At 66.6% G+C, this 16,966-nt stretch carries 14 protein-coding genes and 2 pseudogenes; 11 read left to right on the top strand and 5 right to left on the bottom strand.

Annotation, left to right across the window (positions count from 1 at the left end; genetic code table 11):
• Nucleotides 1-9: 9 nt before the first annotated feature.
• From P8A20_RS18040 to P8A20_RS18030, 3 genes are all read right to left on the bottom strand, one after another.
• On the bottom strand, nt 10-1,041 hold the full coding sequence (locus P8A20_RS18040) for an alanine racemase (protein WP_073750712.1): 1,032 nt from the start codon (nt 1,039-1,041) through the stop codon (nt 10-12).
• Between the two features lie 80 nt (nt 1,042-1,121).
• On the bottom strand, nt 1,122-2,240 hold the full coding sequence (locus tag P8A20_RS18035) for a lipid II:glycine glycyltransferase FemX (protein ID WP_147958556.1): 1,119 nt from the start codon (nt 2,238-2,240) through the stop codon (nt 1,122-1,124).
• Nucleotides 2,241-2,423: 183 nt separating this feature from the next.
• Nucleotides 2,424-2,780, bottom strand: a complete 357-nt coding sequence (locus P8A20_RS18030) for a hypothetical protein (RefSeq protein WP_147958555.1) — start codon at nt 2,778-2,780, stop codon at nt 2,424-2,426.
• Nucleotides 2,781-3,066: 286 nt separating this feature from the next.
• Between P8A20_RS18030 and rpsF the strand changes: the two genes are divergently transcribed.
• The 4 genes from rpsF to rplI all read left to right on the top strand — a co-directional run bounded on the left by rpsF (nt 3,067) and on the right by rplI (nt 4,791).
• Nucleotides 3,067-3,357, top strand: a complete 291-nt coding sequence (rpsF, locus tag P8A20_RS18025) for a 30S ribosomal protein S6 (protein ID WP_104787430.1) — start codon at nt 3,067-3,069, stop codon at nt 3,355-3,357.
• A gap of 71 nt (nt 3,358-3,428) precedes the next feature.
• Nucleotides 3,429-4,046, top strand: a complete 618-nt coding sequence (locus P8A20_RS18020) for a single-stranded DNA-binding protein (RefSeq protein ID WP_306103864.1) — start codon at nt 3,429-3,431, stop codon at nt 4,044-4,046.
• Between the two features lie 43 nt (nt 4,047-4,089).
• Nucleotides 4,090-4,326, top strand: coding sequence for a 30S ribosomal protein S18 (gene rpsR, locus P8A20_RS18015; RefSeq protein ID WP_003967857.1), 237 nt, complete (start codon nt 4,090-4,092; stop codon nt 4,324-4,326).
• A gap of 18 nt (nt 4,327-4,344) precedes the next feature.
• Entirely contained in the window at nt 4,345-4,791 is a 447-nt protein-coding gene (rplI, locus tag P8A20_RS18010) for a 50S ribosomal protein L9 (protein ID WP_028441692.1), read from the top strand.
• 101 nt (nt 4,792-4,892) lie between these two features.
• Here rplI and P8A20_RS18005 read toward each other — a convergent pair whose 3' ends face one another.
• Nucleotides 4,893-6,230 carry an MATE family efflux transporter gene (locus P8A20_RS18005; protein ID WP_147958554.1) on the bottom strand — a complete coding sequence of 446 codons (1,338 nt, stop codon included), beginning with the start codon at nt 6,228-6,230 and terminating at the stop codon, nt 4,893-4,895.
• A 458-nt stretch (nt 6,231-6,688) separates the two neighbouring features.
• Between P8A20_RS18005 and dnaB the strand changes: the two are divergent.
• The 6 genes and pseudogenes from dnaB to P8A20_RS17975 all read left to right on the top strand — a co-directional run bounded on the left by dnaB (nt 6,689) and on the right by P8A20_RS17975 (nt 14,971).
• A pseudogene (gene dnaB / locus P8A20_RS18000) lies at nt 6,689-8,165 on the top strand (replicative DNA helicase).
• Between the two features lie 392 nt (nt 8,166-8,557).
• Nucleotides 8,558-9,076, top strand: a complete 519-nt coding sequence (locus P8A20_RS17995; RefSeq protein WP_371934404.1) for a TnsA-like heteromeric transposase endonuclease subunit — start codon at nt 8,558-8,560, stop codon at nt 9,074-9,076.
• Nucleotides 9,073-11,205, top strand: a complete 2,133-nt coding sequence (locus P8A20_RS17990) for a TnsB C-terminal domain-containing protein (RefSeq protein WP_306103863.1) — start codon at nt 9,073-9,075, stop codon at nt 11,203-11,205. The genes P8A20_RS17995 and P8A20_RS17990 overlap by 4 nt, the downstream gene beginning before the upstream one ends.
• Nucleotides 11,202-12,320 (top strand): AAA family ATPase, encoded by a 1,119-nt coding sequence (locus P8A20_RS17985; protein ID WP_306103862.1) that lies wholly within the window; start codon nt 11,202-11,204, stop codon nt 12,318-12,320. Before P8A20_RS17990 ends, P8A20_RS17985 begins: the two co-directional genes overlap by 4 nt.
• A pseudogene (locus P8A20_RS17980) lies at nt 12,317-12,757 on the top strand (TniQ family protein); the annotation flags it as partial. The gene P8A20_RS17985 and the pseudogene P8A20_RS17980, both read left to right, overlap by 4 nt.
• Before the next feature lie 303 nt (nt 12,758-13,060).
• Nucleotides 13,061-14,971: a helix-turn-helix domain-containing protein gene (locus P8A20_RS17975; protein ID WP_306105166.1), complete on the top strand. Its 1,911-nt coding sequence runs from the start codon at nt 13,061-13,063 to the stop codon at nt 14,969-14,971.
• Here P8A20_RS17975 and def read toward each other — a convergent pair.
• Nucleotides 14,946-15,608, bottom strand: a complete 663-nt coding sequence (gene def / locus P8A20_RS17970; protein WP_306103861.1) for a peptide deformylase — start codon at nt 15,606-15,608, stop codon at nt 14,946-14,948. The genes P8A20_RS17975 and def overlap by 26 nt on opposite strands.
• Before the next feature lie 109 nt (nt 15,609-15,717).
• On the opposite strand from def, the gene P8A20_RS17965 reads away from it, so the two are divergent.
• Complete coding sequence (locus P8A20_RS17965) at nt 15,718-16,293, top strand: winged helix-turn-helix domain-containing protein (protein ID WP_306103860.1); 576 nt, start codon at nt 15,718-15,720, stop codon at nt 16,291-16,293.
• Nucleotides 16,294-16,966 lie beyond the last annotated feature (673 nt).

The following is a 16,966-nucleotide window of genomic DNA, read 5'->3' as shown; positions in this document are numbered from 1 at the left end:
AGCCGGGGCCTACCGGTCCACGAGCCGGTCGAACTGGGTGGTGGTGTGGCGCAGGTGGGCCACCAGTTCGTCGCCGACCTTGGGCTCCTGGGCGTCCGAGGGCACGAACAGGATCGACACCTGCATGTGCGGCGGCTCGGCGAACCAGCGCTGCTTGCCCGCCCAGACGAACGGTGACAGGTTGCGGTTGACGGTGGCGAGCCCGGCGCGCGCCACGCCCTTGGCGCGCGGCATCACCCCGTGCAGGGCCTTGGGAGCCTCCAGGCCGACACCGTGGGAGGTCCCCCCGGCGACGACCACCAGCCAGCCGTCGGACGCCGCCTTCTGCTGGCGGTAGCCGAAACGGTCCCCCTTGACGACGCGGGTGACGTCGAGCACCGCGCCGCGGTACTCCGTCGCCTCGTGGTCGCCGAGCCAGAGCCGCGTGCCGATGCGTGCGCGGAAGCGGGTCTGAGGGAACTGCTGCTGCAGCCGCGCCAGCTCCTCGGCCCGCAGATGGCTGACGAACATCGTGTGCAGGGGCAGCCGGGCCGCACGCAGCCGGTCCATCCAGGCGATGACCTCCTCGACCGCGTCCGAGCCGTCCGTGCGGTCGAGCGGCAGGTGCAGGGCGAATCCTTCGAGGCGTACGTCCTCGATTGCTGCGTGCAGCTGGCCGAGCTCCTCCTCCTTCACCCCGTGGCGCTTCATCGAGCTCATGCACTCGATGACCACCCGCGCGCCCACGAGGGCGTGCACACCGTCGACGGACGAGACGGAGCGGATGACGCGGTCGGGCAGCGGGACCGGCTCCTCACCGCGGCGGAAGGGCGTGAGCACCAGCAGGTCGCCGCTGAACCAGTCCTTGATGCGCGCGGCCTCGTAGGTGGTCCCGACTGCCAGCGTGTCGGACCCGAAACGGATCGCCTCGTCGGCCAGCCGCTCGTGTCCGAAGCCGTATCCGTTGCCCTTGCAGACAGGGACGAGCCCGGGGAACTGGTCCAGCACGGACTTCTGGTGCGCCCGCCAGCGCGCGGTGTCGACGTAGAGGGAGAGCGCCATGGCCGGCCCGGAACCTTTCTGGTGGCTGCGGTGTAAGTGAGAGAGAAGAGAAGCTTGATGGACGGGGGTTCGCGGTGCGGTCAGCGACGGGACATGTACATATCCAGTGCCTTGTGCAGCAGCTTGTTGAGGGGGAAGTCCCATTCACCGACGTATTCGACGGCTTCGCCGCCGGTGCCGACCTTGAACTGGATCAGTCCGAAGAGATGGTCGGTCTCGTCCAGCGAGTCGCTGATGCCGCGCAGGTCGTAGACCGTCGCGCCCATCGCGTACGAGTCGCGGAGCATGCGCCACTGCATGGCGTTGGAGGGGCGGACCTCGCGCCCGATGTTGTCCGAGGCGCCGTAGGAATACCAGACGTGCCCACCGACGACGAGCATCGTGGCAGCCGACAGGTTCACCCCGTTGTGGCGCGCGAAGTACAGCCGCATCCGGTTGGGGTCCTCGGAGTTGAGCACCGACCACATACGCTGGAAGTACGAGAGCGGGCGCGGCCGGAAGTGGTCGCGCACGGCGGTGATCTCGTACAGCCGCTGCCATTCGGCGAGGTCCTCGTAACCGCCCTGGACCACCTCGACGCCGGCCTTGTCGGCCTTCTTGATGTTGCGCCGCCAGAGCTGGTTGAAGCCCTTGAGTACGTCCTCGAGAGAACGGTTGGCCAGCGGCACCTGGAAGACATAGCGGGGCTGTACGTCACCGAAGCCGGCGCCGCCGTCCTCGCCCTGCTGCCAGCCCATCTTCCTCAGCCGGTCCGAGACCTCGAAGGCGCGCGGCTCGATGTGGCTGGCTTCGACATCACGAAGCCGCTTCACGTCGGGATCCTGGATCCCCGACTTGATGGCGGTCGAGTCCCAGCGGCGGATCACCACGGGAGGGCCCATCTTCACCGAGAAGGCACCCTGCTGCTTCAGATGGGCGAGCATCGGCTGGAGCCACTCGTCCAGGTTGGGGGCGTACCAGTTGATGACCGGCCCCTCGGGGAGGTACGCGAGATAGCGCTTGATCTTGGGAAGCTGGCGGTAGAGGACCAGCCCGGCGCCCACCATCTCGCCGTTCTTGTCGAACCATCCCAGGTTCTCCGAGCGCCATTCAGTCTTCACGTCAGCCCACGCCGGGACCTGGCAGTGACTGGCCGAGGGCAGGCTCTGGATGTACGCCAGATGCTGTTCTCGGCTGATGGTCCTCAGGGTCAGGCTCATGCGGGGCGCTCCTCGGCAGGTGTGTCCCCATCGGTCAGGGGCTCCGGCTCTCGCGCCGAAGCCTACTGTGACCGAGGGGCGCCCGGTCTGGCCCATCGGGACCGGACCGGACGTCACCCGCGCGGGACCGCCTGCCGGTGCACTGCGCGAAGCGGTCGGCCTCGCCGACTGCGGCTGTGCCGGTCAGGTGACGACGCCGCCGAAGAGGCCACCGTGGGCCATACCCAGATAGAAGCCGACCGCGGACGCGCCGATCCCCATGATCAGACCGAACCGCTCCCAGGTTGTCCTGGAGATGTACTGCCCGTAGGCGCCGGTCAGGATGCCGATCAGCCCTGCCCACGAGCTGATCAGATGCAGGCTGTGGAACATCGCTGTCACGAACGCGAGGACGCCCAGGACCCCCGTCACCGCCATCAGTACTTCCTGGAGGGGGTGCGGCCTGCCGTCCGTGGCGAAGAGGGATCCCGTGGCCGGCCGGGCCTTGGACGTCGAGCGGGAAGCGGTTCGGCTTCCGGCAGGTCGGACTGTCTGTGCCATGGAGCACCTCCTGGCGCGAAGGGCGGTGCAATGTAGCGCCTGTCACACCGCATCTGTCTTGATTGTGCGCCCTGGACACCGGATTTCAACCGGAAGCCGGTCTGCGGGTACTCTGTACGGTCTGCACCGGTGTCTGCCTTGAGCCAGCACTGCGGCCCCCCTCGAATCTCGGAGACGGGCGCTGTCAGTGGCGGCTGTTTTACTCGGAGACACTGTTGCTTACGCATCACGACCCTCCTGCCACGGAACGACCGTGGCCGCTGAGTCCAAAGGAGGTGGGTTCCACATGCGTCACTACGAGGTGATGGTCATCCTCGACCCCGATCTCGAGGAGCGCGCAGTCTCCCCGTTGATCGAGAACTTCCTCTCCGTCGTCCGTGAGGGCGACGGAAAGGTTGAGAAGGTCGACACCTGGGGCCGTCGTCGTCTCTCTTACGAGATCAAGAAGAAGCCCGAGGGCATCTACTCGGTCATCGACCTGCAGGCCGAGCCTGCGGTCGTCAAGGAGCTCGACCGACAGATGAACCTGAACGAGTCGGTCCTCCGGACCAAGGTCCTCCGTCCCGAGACCCACTGAGCATCTAGCTCAGCGGTCATCGGGTTCGAGTAGCAAGCAGCCAGAAGCAATCCCCGCCGAGAGGTTCACCCATGGCAGGCGAGACCGTCATCACGGTCGTCGGCAATCTCGTCGACGACCCCGAGCTGCGCTTCACCCCGTCCGGTGCGGCGGTCGCGAAGTTCCGTGTCGCGTCCACTCCCCGCATCTTCGACCGGCAGACCAATGAGTGGAAGGACGGCGAAGGCCTGTTCCTCACCTGCTCGGTCTGGCGTCAGGCGGCGGAGAACGTCGCGGAGTCGCTCCAGCGAGGCATGCGCGTTGTCGTGCAGGGCCGGCTGAAGCAGCGGTCCTACGAGGACCGTGAGGGCGTCAAGCGCACGGTCTACGAGCTGGATGTCGAGGAAGTCGGCCCCAGCCTGAAGAACGCCACGGCCAAGGTCACCAAGACCACGGGTCGAGGTGGCCAGGGCGGCGGCCAGGGTGGATACGGCGGCGGCCAGCAGGGCGGCGGCAACTGGGGCGGCGGTCCCGGTGGCGGTGGCCAGCAGGGTGGCGGCGGTGCTCCCGCCGACGACCCCTGGGCCACCAACGCTCCGTCCGGCGGCCAGCAAGGCGGGGGCCAGCAGGGCGGCGGGGGCAGCTGGGGCGGAAGCTCCGGCGGCTCCGGCGGTTCCGGCGGCGGCTACTCGGACGAGCCGCCCTTCTAGGGCTGCTCGTACCCCCACTTCTTGATCACACAGGAGAAACACCATGGCGAAGCCGCCTGTGCGCAAGCCTAAGAAGAAGGTCTGCGCGTTCTGCAAGGACAAGACCCAGTACGTGGACTACAAGGACACGAACATGCTGCGGAAGTTCATTTCCGACCGCGGCAAGATCCGTGCCCGCCGCGTCACCGGCAACTGCACTCAGCACCAGCGTGACGTCGCCACGGCAGTCAAGAACAGCCGTGAGATGGCGCTGCTGCCCTACACGTCCACCGCGCGATAAGGGAAGGGTGACCGAATCATGAAGATCATCCTCACCCACGAGGTCACTGGCCTCGGTGCCGCCGGCGACGTCGTGGACGTCAAGGACGGGTACGCCCGCAACTACCTGGTTCCGCGTGGCTTCGCCATTCGCTGGACCAAGGGTGGCGAGAAGGACGTGGCGCAGATCCGCCGCGCCCGCAAGATCCACGAGATCGCGACGATCGAGCAGGCCAACGAGATCAAGGCCAAGCTCGAGGCCGTGAAGGTTCGTCTGGCTGTTCGCTCCGGCGACGCCGGCCGCCTCTTCGGCTCCGTCACCCCGGCCGACATCGCCTCGGCGATCAAGTCTGCTGGTGGTCCGGACGTCGACAAGCGTCGCGTCGAGCTCGGCTCGCCGATCAAGACGCTGGGCGGATACCAGGTGTCCGTCCGTCTGCACCCCGAGGTTGCCGCGAAGCTCGGTATCGAGGTCGTTGCTGCCTAAGGGCACAGCACAGCAGTGTTAGGTGAAGGGCCGCACCCACGGGTGCGGCCCTTCGTCGTTTCACGTGAAACGCGCAGTCGGCTGGTACTTCGCCAGAGGACTCAGCGCGTGGCTCCGGTGACGACCCAGCGGCCGGACCGGGTGCGCATCCACAGTGTCAGCAATCGAACGGTCATCATCAGCGTCATCGCTCCCCAGAGGGCGGTCAGCCCCCCACCCAGACTGGGGACGAGGAGAGCGACCGGGGCAAAAACCGCCAGGGTCAGAACCATGGCCCAGGCGAGATAGCGGCCGTCTCCAGCGCCCATCAGTACCCCGTCGAGAACGAAGACCACACCGGAGATCGGCTGGGAAAGCGCTACGACCAGGAGCGCGGGCAGGAGAGTGTCCTGCACGGATGCGTCGCTGGTGAACAGAGGAACGAAGAGCGGCCTGGCGAGCATGATCGCTGCACCGAGGACCACCCCGGAGGCGACTCCCCACTGAACCATCCGGCGGCACGCCTCTCGAGCACCCTTGGGGTCGTTCGCGCCCAGATAACGGCCGATGATGGCCTGCCCGGCGATAGCGATCGCGTCGAGCGCGAAGGCCGTGAGACTCCAGAGCGAGAGGATGATCTGATGCGCTGCGATGTCGGTGTCGCCGAGGCGGGCGGCGACGGCGGTGGCGATCATCAGGACCGCCCTCAGCGAAAGCGTGCGGATCAGCAGGGGTACGCCTGCCTGGGCGCATGCCCGGATCCCTGCAGCATCCGGACGCAGTGATGCCCCGTGCCGCCGGGCCCCACGAACCACGACGATCAGGTAGGCGATCGCCATACCCACTTGGGCGATGACGGTTCCCCACGCGGATCCTGCGATCCCCAGTCCGGCGCCGTAGACGAGCCCTGCGTTGAGAGCTCCGTTGGCTGCGAATCCACCGATCGCTACGTAAAGCGGCGTTCGGGTGTCTTGCAGCCCTCGGAGTACTCCCGTTGCCGCCAGCACCACGAGCATCGCGGGGATACCGAGGCTGGAGATGCGCAGATAGGTGGTGGCGTAGGGGGTCGCAGTGTCGGAAGCCCCGAAGATGTCGACCAGCCACGGTGCCAGTGGCAGAGCGACAGCGACGACAGCGGCACCGATCAGGAGGGCCAGCCAGATTCCGTCCATGCCCTGACGGATGGCGGAAGCCAGATCTCCGGCCCCGGCCTGGCGGGCGACTGCGGCTGTGGTGGCGTAGGCGAGGAAGACGAAGATGCTCACCGCGGTCGTCAGGAGTGCCGCTGCGACGGCCAGGCCGGCCAGTTGCGGTGTGCCCAGGTGACCGACGATGGCGCTGTCGACCATGACGAAGAGAGGCTCGGCAACCAGTGCGCCGAAGGCCGGCACGGCGAGAGCGATGATCTCGCGGTCGTGTCGGCGGCGGGAGGGAAGCTGGTCCGTCGGTGCCTGGGTCATGAGGGCCAATCTAATCTTCCACAGGTAAGAGATGCAATGCCCTTGAGATCCTTACGTTGCCCGCGTTTCCAGGTTCGGCGATGGGGTGATTCCGGTGATCTTGGTCTGAGGGTAAAAGTTTTTCTCCCCCACAGCCGGTGGATGAATAAAGGGCAGGTCAGCGGCATCTTCGGTAGACCCCTATGAGTTTGTCCACAGTGCTGTCCCCCGGTCCGTGCACAGGATCCGAGGGGTTCTCCACAGCATCTGCTCCGTCGTCCACATGCCCTGTGGATAACCAGATTGGCTGACGGTGCGGACCGGCCTACCGTGGAGCGGCGCCCGCACTCCGTTCCGGCTTGGAAGTCCGCAGAACTTGACGCGCCGGAACCGGAGTCGGGCGTCTTGTTTGTCGGTGCCGTGCCGTAAGAAAGAGTGGCACGGCTAGGTCCGCGAAGCGGACGGGAGGAGGTGGCCCGGTGAGCATTCCCGAGCCTTTGGACGACCCCTGGGCCGATGTCGGTCCCAGCGACCGTCTGCCTGTTTCCCGTCAGCGCCGCGGAGAGGGCAAGGGGCGCGAGGAGCAGCACGAGCGTGGCCGGGAGAGCGGCTGGGACGGCGGGTCGTCCGGCTTCGAGCGGGTGCCTCCGCAGGACCTGGATGCCGAGCAGTCGGTGCTCGGTGGAATGCTGCTCTCCAAGGACGCCATCGCGGACGTCGTCGAGATCATCAAGGGCCATGACTTCTATCGCCCCGCGCACGAGACCGTGTACACGGCGATCCTCGACCTCTACGCCAAGGGGGAGCCTGGCCGACCCGATCACGGTTGCGGCCGAGCTGGTCAAGCGCGGTGAGATCACCAAGGTCGGTGGAGCGCCGTATCTGCACACGCTGGTCCAGTCGGTGCCGACCGCCGCCAACGCTTCGTACTACGCGGAGATCGTTCACGAGCGCGCGGTGCTCCGGCGTCTCGTCGAGGCCGGTACGAAGATCACGCAGATGGGGTACGCGGCCGACGGCGACGTCGACGAGATCGTCAACTCGGCGCAGGCCGAGATCTACGCCGTCACGGAGCAGCGCACCAGCGAGGACTACCTGCCGCTCGGCGACATCATGGAGGGGGCTCTCGACGAGATCGAGGCCATCGGGTCCCGCAGTGGAGAGATGACCGGTGTACCGACCGGGTTCACCGACCTCGACGCCCTGACCAACGGCCTGCACCCCGGCCAGATGATCGTCATCGCGGCCCGACCTGCGATGGGTAAATCCACGCTGGCCCTGGACTTCGCCCGCGCGTGCTCGATCAAGAGCAATCTGCCCAGTGTGATCTTCTCCCTCGAAATGGGGCGGAACGAGATCGCGATGCGTCTTCTGTCGGCCGAGGCACGCGTGGCTCTCCACCACATGCGTTCCGGCACCATGACCGACGAGGACTGGACGCGGCTCGCCAGGCGGATGCCGGATGTGTCAGCTGCCCCGCTCTACATCGACGACTCGCCGAACCTGTCCATGATGGAGATCCGGGCGAAGTGCCGTCGTCTCAAACAGCGCAACGATCTCAAGCTCGTGGTCATCGACTACCTGCAGCTGATGCAGTCCGGCGGAGCCAAGCGGGCCGAGAGCCGTCAGCAGGAGGTCTCGGACATGTCCCGAAACCTCAAGCTCCTGGCCAAGGAGCTGGAGCTGCCGGTCATCGCGCTCTCCCAGCTGAACCGTGGACCCGAGCAGCGCACGGACAAGAAGCCGATGGTCTCCGACCTGCGTGAATCAGGCTCCATCGAGCAGGATGCCGACATGGTGATCCTGTTGCACCGTGAGGACGCGTACGAGAAGGAGTCACCGCGTGCGGGCGAGGCGGATCTGATCGTGGCCAAGCACCGTAACGGCCCGACAGCGACGATCACCGTTGCTTTCCAGGGCCACTACTCCCGCTTTGTCGACATGGCCCAGACCTGAGGCACTGTTGTAGGGTCTCAAATTTCGTGTCGGAATCTCATGGCCGATGTCGGATAGAAGTCGGATCCGACACTGACCTGAGATTTGCAGGTCGCTGCAGTACCTCATTCGGGTGAAGGCGTTGCTGGTGTGCTCCCGTCGGCGTGTTGGCGGGAGCATCGTGCTGCCGGGGGGGGGGGGCAACTCCAACTCGGGAGTGGGGATGGAAGCAACGGTCAGCTTTCGTGGGCACGGTGGCGAGGTTGAAGAGCGTTCCTGGGCGTCTGTGGCGCTGGCGGCGCTGCAGACGGCTCATCCGTGGCGGACGTTCCGCTGGTACAGGGACCAGAAGCACTACTCGGGTACCTACTGGTCGGCGACTACGCGCGACCACGTGATCTACGAGTCACGACTTGAGCTGTCGCGTCTGCTCTTCGCCGATTTTGATCCGTCCGTACGCGCCATCGTGGCCCAGCCCTTTTTGCTGCAGACGGTGCTGGAGGGGAAGGTGCGCCTGGCACATCCCGGACTATCTCCTGCTCACCAGGCAGGTGCCGGTGGTGGTCGACGTCAAGCCGCTGCAGCGGTTGTCCAAGCCGGAGGTGGCATTCACCTTCACCTGGACCCGTAGGGCGGTGGAAGCGCGGGGCTGGAAGTACGAGGTCTGGAGTGAGCCTCCGGCCGCAGAGCTGGAGAACATCCGGTTCCTCGCGGGCTACCGCAGGGATTGGCTGTTCAACCCCGAGATTTTGGACGCGCTGCGGGACGCTGATCTCGACGGGCTCCTTCTGGGACCGGCCACGGGGTGTCTGCCGGATCATCCAGAACCTCAAGTCCGTTCGGCTATCCACCATTTGCTCTGGACGCAGGATTTCGTAACCGATCTCGACCGGCCCCTCGGCCCTTCGCACATCCTGCGGAGGTCAGCGTGAGCAGGGCGGCGAATCGAGTCGGAGTTGGTACTCGCTTCCGCTACGACGGGGAATCCGTCGAGGTTGTGGAGATGGCCGCGACCACGGCGGGCAACGAAGTAGTTCTGAAGGATGGCCACGGGCGGCTTCTGCGGCTGTCGCTCAAGGAACTGCTGTTCTCTGACCGCGCAGCGATCAGTCCTGATGGCCCGGGACCGTCCGCGGATGACGAAGGCGAGGTCGCCTCCGTGGTCCTCGGTCAGCTCGATGCGGAGGAGAGACAGAAAGTCCTGGAGCGAGCTGGACACGTCCGCGAGGTGCTGACCGGTTATCGCTCCGGCAGCGGGGAGTTGGCGGCCGATGACGAGCTGAAAGCCGCCTATGCCACGGCCGTGCCGATGGAGGCGAGGAAGGCAGCGAAGGCGACAGAACTTGGCGTGACGATCCGGACCATTGAGCGCTGGGTCGCTGGGTTTCTCCAGCATGGCGAGGCCGGGCTTGCACCGAGGAGGTTGCGGTCGGAGCGTTCACAGACCTCGGTCGATGACCGGTGGGTGGAGACCGCGGTGGAGGTGATGGTCGAGCACGCCGACCAGTCGAAGCCGTCGCGGACGATGGTGATCGATCGAACCCGAGCTCGGGTGATCGCGCGGTTCGGCGAGGGGGCGGTGCCGCAACCGAGTCGGGCGACGGCGTTTCGGCTGCTGGAGGAGCTGGAGCAACGCCATCCACTGTTCCGGCTGAGTACGAAGCGCAATCGGGATATCGCCGGTCGGCCGGAGGGTCCGTACGGCAAGTTGCGGCCGACCCGGCCGGGCGAGTACCTGCTGATGGACTCCACCCGACTGGACGTCTTCGCGTTCGACCCGCTGACCCTGAAGTGGGTACAGGCCGAGTTGAGCATCGGGATGGACTGGTACACCCGCTGCATCACGGGGATCCGGCTCACTCCGGTCTCGACGAAGGCGGTGGATGTCAGCGCGGTGCTGTTCCAGTCGTTTCGGCCGAGGCCGGCGGGGCGGGACTGGCCGCGGCACGCGGTCTGGCCCGAGCACGGCATCCCCCGCACCGTCCTGGTCGATGTCGAAGGCGCCACCGGACCAGGGCTGGCCTCGCCGCCTCTAGTTCCCGAGACGCTGGTCGTCGACCACGGCAAGGTCTACGTCTCGGAGCATCTGACCAGCGTCTGCCGACGGATGGGCATCTCCATCCAGCCGGCCCGGCTCCGGACGGGCCGCGACAAGGGGCCGGTCGAGCGCTACTTCCGGACCCTGAGGGAGGGGCTGCTGCAGGTGCTGCCCGGCTACAAGGGGCCCGACATCCACTCGCGGGGCGAGAGCCCGGAGGACGACGCGTTCTTCTTCCTCGACGAGCTGGAAGCGATTATCCGGGAGTGGACTGCGACGGTCTATCACTGCAGGCCGCACTCCGGTCTCGTCGATCCGGGTCTGCCGGGTCTGCGGATGTCTCCGGCGAAGATGTTCGAGCACGGCATGGCCCGGGCGGGCTACATCGAAGCACCCCGCGACCGGGATCTGGCTTTTGAGTTCCTGCAGACGAAGTGGCGCACGGTCCAGCACTACGGGGTCGAGATCGGCCGCCGCCGCTACAGCGGCTCCGGACTGCCGGAGCCGGGAATCCAGAGTCCCTATGACGGGCCGGTGAAGAACGGCTGGCCCTTCCAGGTGGACCCCGACGACATCACCCGGATCTACTTCCGCAATCCGGCCACCCGTGCCTGGCACACGCTGGTGTGGGAGCACGCACCGTCGGCCGAGATGCCTTTGAGCGAGGACGCGTTGACGTTCGCCCGGCAGTTGGCTGCTTCGAAGTACCGCTTCCCAGACGACCGGCTTGCCGTTGCTGACTTGCTGGAGCGGTGGAACCTCGGGCTGGGCACCACGATTGCCGAGCGGCGCATGGCCCTGCGGCTCTCGCGTGAGCAGGCAGCTATCGAGCTTCCGGCGGCGGGCGATACGGAGACGGTTGTCTCGCTTCCGTCCGTACGCAAGGCCCTTGGCCAGGATGCGGAGACTGCGGAACTGCGGGAGCCCGACGTGGTGACGGAGACAGGGGATGCCGACGAGGCTGATCTGGAGGACCTCGCCGGGGAGGACGACTTCTACGCCGATGCCCTGGGGGACGTGTGAACGACGGCAGCGTTCCGCAGCCAGGCAGTCTTGCCTTGTCGCGGAAGGAAGACTTCAAGGCATTCGCCGAGAGCCCTCGCCGCAGCCGGCCCGACCTGCTGACCCGAAAGCAGCTGAAGTCCCTGCCCACGCAGGCGCGCACGGACTACGACCGCCAGCGCCGCCAGTGGCACGCGAACATCGGCCCGGTCAAGACGCCGCAACTGACAGAGCTCCACGAAGACCTATGGGACATCGTCGACAGCAACGAGCAGGACGGCGACAAGGCCAAGGGCGCGGTGGCCGTCGACGCGTTCCCGGGGCTGGGCAAGACGACCTCCGTGCTGGCCTTCGCCCGCGACTTCCACCAGCGGGAGATCGAGGAATCAGGCACGTTCACGAGCCAGGGGCACGAGCGGATCCCCGTCTGCCGGGTCGGGCTGACCGGGAACACCGGAATGAAGGACCTCAACCGGGCCATGCTGGAGTTCTTCGGCCACCCCGGACAGATGCGGGGCACCACCGCCCAGTTCGGCCGGCGGGTGCTGGACTGCGTACTGTCCTGCGATGTCCGACTGGTGGTTCTGGACGATCTGCACTTTTTGAAATGGGGACAGAAGAGCGGAATCGAGGTGAGCAACCACCTGAAGTGGATCGCCAACGAGTTCCCGGTGACGCTGCTGATGGTGGGAGTCGAGCTCGCGAAGAAGGGCCTGTTCGGCGAAGGAACGAACGGGCGCGACACCGCTCTGGCTCAGACCGGCCGCCGCACCACTCGCCTCGGGCTTCGCCCGTTCACCATTGATACGGAGGCCGGGCGTCGGGAATGGCGGCAGATGCTGCTGGCCCTCGAACAGCGGGTGGTGCTCACTGACAAGCACCCCGGCATGGTCGCGGACGATCTGTCGGACTACCTCTTCGCCCGCAGCACCGGGCACATCGGCTCGCTGATGACGCTGATCAACCGCAGCTGCCAGCGGGCGGTTCGCACCGGCGCCGAACGTCTTGACCAGGAGCTAATGGACCGGGTGAAGAACGACGAGGCATCTGAGGCTGCCCGTCTCGAACTTCAGGCCGCGCTAGAGAAGAATCGGCTGACCAGCCGTCCGCGCCCCCGGAGCCGACGACCCGCATGAGAACGCCGGTCCGCACCCTGCCGATCCGGCTGCCTCCACTGCCGGGCGAGGCCCTGGACTCATGGCTGGAGGCGACGGCCAGGCGGATGGACACCGCACTCGGTGATGTCCTGCTGCACCTTGGCTTCCCGGTCCGGCACCAGCCCGGAAACCAGTTCCGGGGTATCCCGGCAGACTGGACGATCGTCCTCGACGAACAGCGGACCAATGCTGTCGCACACGCCACCGGGACGTCCCTGGAGACAATCGCTGCCCTGACCCTGGCGCACTACGACGGACGGGCCCTCCACATGAGTGCCGGGGGCCGGGCCGTGTCACGGCACGTCCTTTGGGGCCGCGGAGGGGGATCCCGGTTCTGCCCAGAGTGCCTTCTTGCCAGTGGTGGGCGCTGGCAATTGTCCTGGAGGCTGGGTTTCTCCTTCGCCTGCACCCGGCACTGCAGACTGCTGGCGGACTGCTGCCCGCACTGCGGGAGGGTGCCGCGGCAGCGGCCCCGTTCCGGCTGGTCCGTCCCTCAGTCTGAATTCTGCGGCAATCCACCGACCCGCCCCACCCGCCCGTTTTCGGCTGGCTGCGGCACTGATCTGACCCGCGTTTCGACGCTTCTCCTGCCTCCTGGCCATCCAGTTCTCATGGCGCAGGACCGAGTGATGGAGATCATTGACGGGGCAACGGCTGCCTTCGGCCCATACCGGACCTCTCCCCAGCCAGCATCGGCGGTGCTGGCGGATATTCGGGCCTTGGGCATACGCGTCCTGAGCGACCTTCCCGCAGCTGTCCTACGGGAACAGATCTCGGCTGATATCGCAGAAGCGCACCTCAACACCGATGCGGTCTCCCCGCACACCGGACAGGCCATGGAACGTCCGGGGTTCATGGCCCCGCCCCGAGCCGCGGACACGGCCGTCGCGGTCACCATGGCCCTGAGCATCCTGGAGCAACCGGGAATCCACCCGGCCGGCGAGGCCCTGCGGGGCCTGTTGGAAGCGGTACGCGAGGAACTCACGCAGATCTCGGCGGCCAGCATCGACAGCTGGGGCAGGGGAATCAGCCCGGTGCTGCAGTCCGTGCACCTGGCCGCCCTCGCCCCTTCCCTCCGCCCCAGCGAATACGTCCGCTACCGCATCACGACCAAGACCCCCCGCCGGCCGACCAGGACCACTCAGGACATCGAGCAGCGAGCCAGGGCGATCCCCACGATGTTCTGGCCGCCCTGGACGATCCGCCTCGCACCACCTGAAGGAATCCATGCGCGGGCTCTGGCCCCCGTTCTCGCCGCCCTGCTGCTGATTCCCGACAGCCGCACATCCCTGGACCAGGCAGCCGGGCTGATCGGCGACACCATCGGCGGCACTGAGGTGTCACGCCTCCTCCAGGAACTCGACGACCTTCCGCACTGGCAGGACATCGCCACTGCCCTGGACCGGCTCGCGGACTACCTCGATGCCAACAGCACCCCCATCGACTACGGTCGGCGCCGACTCCTGGACTACACCGGCCTGCTTCCTCATGCCCGCTGGCTGGAGATCTGCCGCCGCACCGGAACACCACCGGGAACCGGACGGCGCGAACGCATCGCACGCAGTCAGCTCTTCCAACGTCTCAGCGGCCTGCCCGCCGAGTCTGCCCCCGACGACCTGGGCGGTCTCGACAGCGCAGAGTTCCGGGCAACGTCCTTGCGGTTCACCGCGCTTCAGACCCCTGAACTTGTGCACGCCCTCCAGCAGGAAGCCCTCGAATTCCTGGCCTCGCACCACATCCACGACGAGCCCGTGGCCTGGCAGCCTCCCACCACCTTGCTGGCAGGGCTCTCCCTTCCCGGCCCTGACCCGGCGCACGTCGACCTACCCCGCCTGCACCAGCTCGTCCGAGAACGGCAGCACCCTGTTCAGTACGCCGCCCAGGTCCTGGGCACGACCGTCGAGGCCATCCGACATGCTCTCGACGAACATCCAGCCCCTGCAACCCCGCTGACAAAGAACGCCGCCAGAGCCACTGGCCGCATCCGGCAGCAAGCCCGGCAAACCGTCCCGGCAGAGCGCTTCACCCAGCTCTACCTCGACGAACACCGGTCCCTCCAGCAGATCGCCAAGCTCACCGGCTTCTCCCGAAGCGTGCTGACCGACCTCGCCAAGGAGTACGGCATCCCGCTCCGAGGGCCCCAGGACCACAAGCGCCGCGGCGCCATCGAACGGGACTGGCTCATCGAGCAATACGTCCACCGCCGTCGGACGCTGCCGGACCTCGCCCGCGAAACCGGCATGAGCCCTGCGAACATGGCCCGCTGGGCTCACATCCACAAGATCCCCCTCCGTCCTCGCGGCGGAGCCAGCCACCACACCGCCCTTCGCACCGTCGATCAGGCCGCAGACGCCCCCGCTATCCTGCGCGCCGCTCTGACCGGCCCAAATGCCTGGCAGCGACTCGAACGCTTCGCTGCCGCCCTGCCCTACTCCACCGTCACCGAAGCCGCCCGAGCCCTCGGTATTCACCAATCGACACTGACAACCCAGATCAACCGGCTCGAAAAGGACCTGGGCCGACCCCTGATCGAACGTGCTGAGCGGGGCCGCAGGATGCGGCCCACGCCCTACGGCAGGAAGGTGGCCGCTGCGGCCAAGCGTCTTATTGGCCCAGACGGGCGGTCTTGATCGCGCGTTGGGCGAAGACCTCCTCCCTGCGGTCTTCCATCTGCCGCAACGCGTCCTTGCGGTCCCGCTTGGAGAGTCGATCAAGATACGTGTGGCCCACGAGGTGATCGGTTTCGTGCTGCAGACACCGGGCGAAGTACCCCAGCCCCTCGATGACGAGAGGGTTGCCGTCCTTGTCGACCCCACGGGCGACAGCACGATCGGTGCGGGGAACCGTCAAGGTGGCACCGGGCACGGACAGGCAGCCCTCGAATTCGTCAACCAGCCGCCGACTCCCGGGATCGAGCAGGTCCAGGACGGGGTTGATGATGTGACCGACATGCCGGATCCCATAGTCGTCCGGGCAGTCATACACGAACAGTCGCAGGTCAACGCCGACCTGGTTGGCAGCAAGGCCGGCGCCGTCGGCCACATACATGGTCAGGAACATGTCGTCGATTAACGCCGACAACTCCGGAGTCCCGAACTTGGTCACCTCCCGGCACGGACGGCTCAGCACCTCCTCACCGACCACCGTGACTCTGCGAACCGAACCCCGTCCCGCCTCCGGTGGCAGAGCCGGATAGGTGTCCACCGGGCGGCCTTGCACGCGGACTCGTCGATCGGCGGAACGGGATCGCTCGTCACGAACAGACATGGCTGTCTCCTTTTGTGCATGCCACAGATGCCACGGAGGTCACCGCAGCTGATGCCTTCAGCAGAGCTACTGCTTGCCAAGGGCTTTGCAAAGTAGCAGACTTTGCAAAGTGACTGAAGATGATGTCAACACCCCAGGCGACCATGCAGCCGGCACCGGCGAAGAATTGCGTGAGCACGACGTCCGCACAGCCCTGCTGGACCTGCTCGCCGAAGTCGGCACCGTCACAGCCACCGAAGCCGCCTCCCGGCTGGGCTACAGCTCTGGCCTCTGCTCGTTCCACCTACGCCAGCTCGCACGCCACGGATATATCGACGAGGCCCCTCACCAAGGCGGCCGCGCACGTCCATGGCGGCTGAGGACCCCCGCTGCCGACGGTTCCATGGCGGAGGAGCAGTTCGGCGACTTGGCCCGTGGGCTGGAGGACGAGAGCTGGCAGCGATGGCTGACTCAGCGGGATGAAGCGCCGTCTGAATGGCGCCACGACGAAGCCTTCAGCGCCGTCGCCTACCTGACACCCGAAGAGATGAGCCGAGTCGCGAACGTGATCCGACGGGCGCTCGCGCCCTACCAGGACCGCGAACAACGCCCCCTGGCTCGGCCCGACGGTGTTCGACCGGTGGCCCTCATCACCCGACTGTTCCCCCTGCTTCCTCACACAGCAGACGACGCGGACCAGGGCTGAGGAGCCGTTCGGCCTTCTGCACCCGCTTGAGGAAGTGACACGAAGCTGAGACAGGAAGCAGGCGACACGACGTGAGACAGCCTGAAAACGTCCAGGTCACCGCGCTGCCACATGACACAGCGGCTGAGAACCTACACGTCGCATGTGCCGGCCTCGGATTTCGTGTCGGAACCTCGCGGTCGGTACCGGATCCGAAGTCGTGCCCGGCACTGAGCTGAGATGCGCAGGCCACCGCAACGGCAGACCCTTACCCGTGTTCACGGGGCGGCCTTGCAGGCGGACTCGTCGGTCGACGGAATACGAAGTGACTGAAGATGACGCCAACCCCCCGGGCGACCCGGTAGCCCGTGTCGACGAGGAGCTGCGTGAGCACGGCGTTCGCACTGCCTTGCTGGACAACTGCTCGCCGAAGGCGGCACCGTCACAGCGACCGAAGCCGCCTCATGGTTGGGCTGCGGCTCCGTCCTCTGCTCCTTGCGCGTACGGCAGCTCGCTTGTCACGGATACGTCGCAGAGGCTCCCCATCGCGAACCTCGGCCGACGGGCACTCGCGCTTTGTCAGGACCGCGGCAATGCCTCCGGCTCCGCCCGACGGCGCTCGACGGTGACCCGCATCACCCGACTGTTTCCCCCGCTTCCTTACTCAGCGGACGACGCAGACCGGGGCTGAGAG

Origin of the sequence: Streptomyces sp. Alt3 (assembly GCF_030719215.1) — a bacterium.
Taxonomy (GTDB): Bacteria; Actinomycetota; Actinomycetes; order Streptomycetales; family Streptomycetaceae; genus Streptomyces; species Streptomyces glycanivorans.
This window is presented reverse-complemented; position numbering and strand designations above follow the sequence as displayed.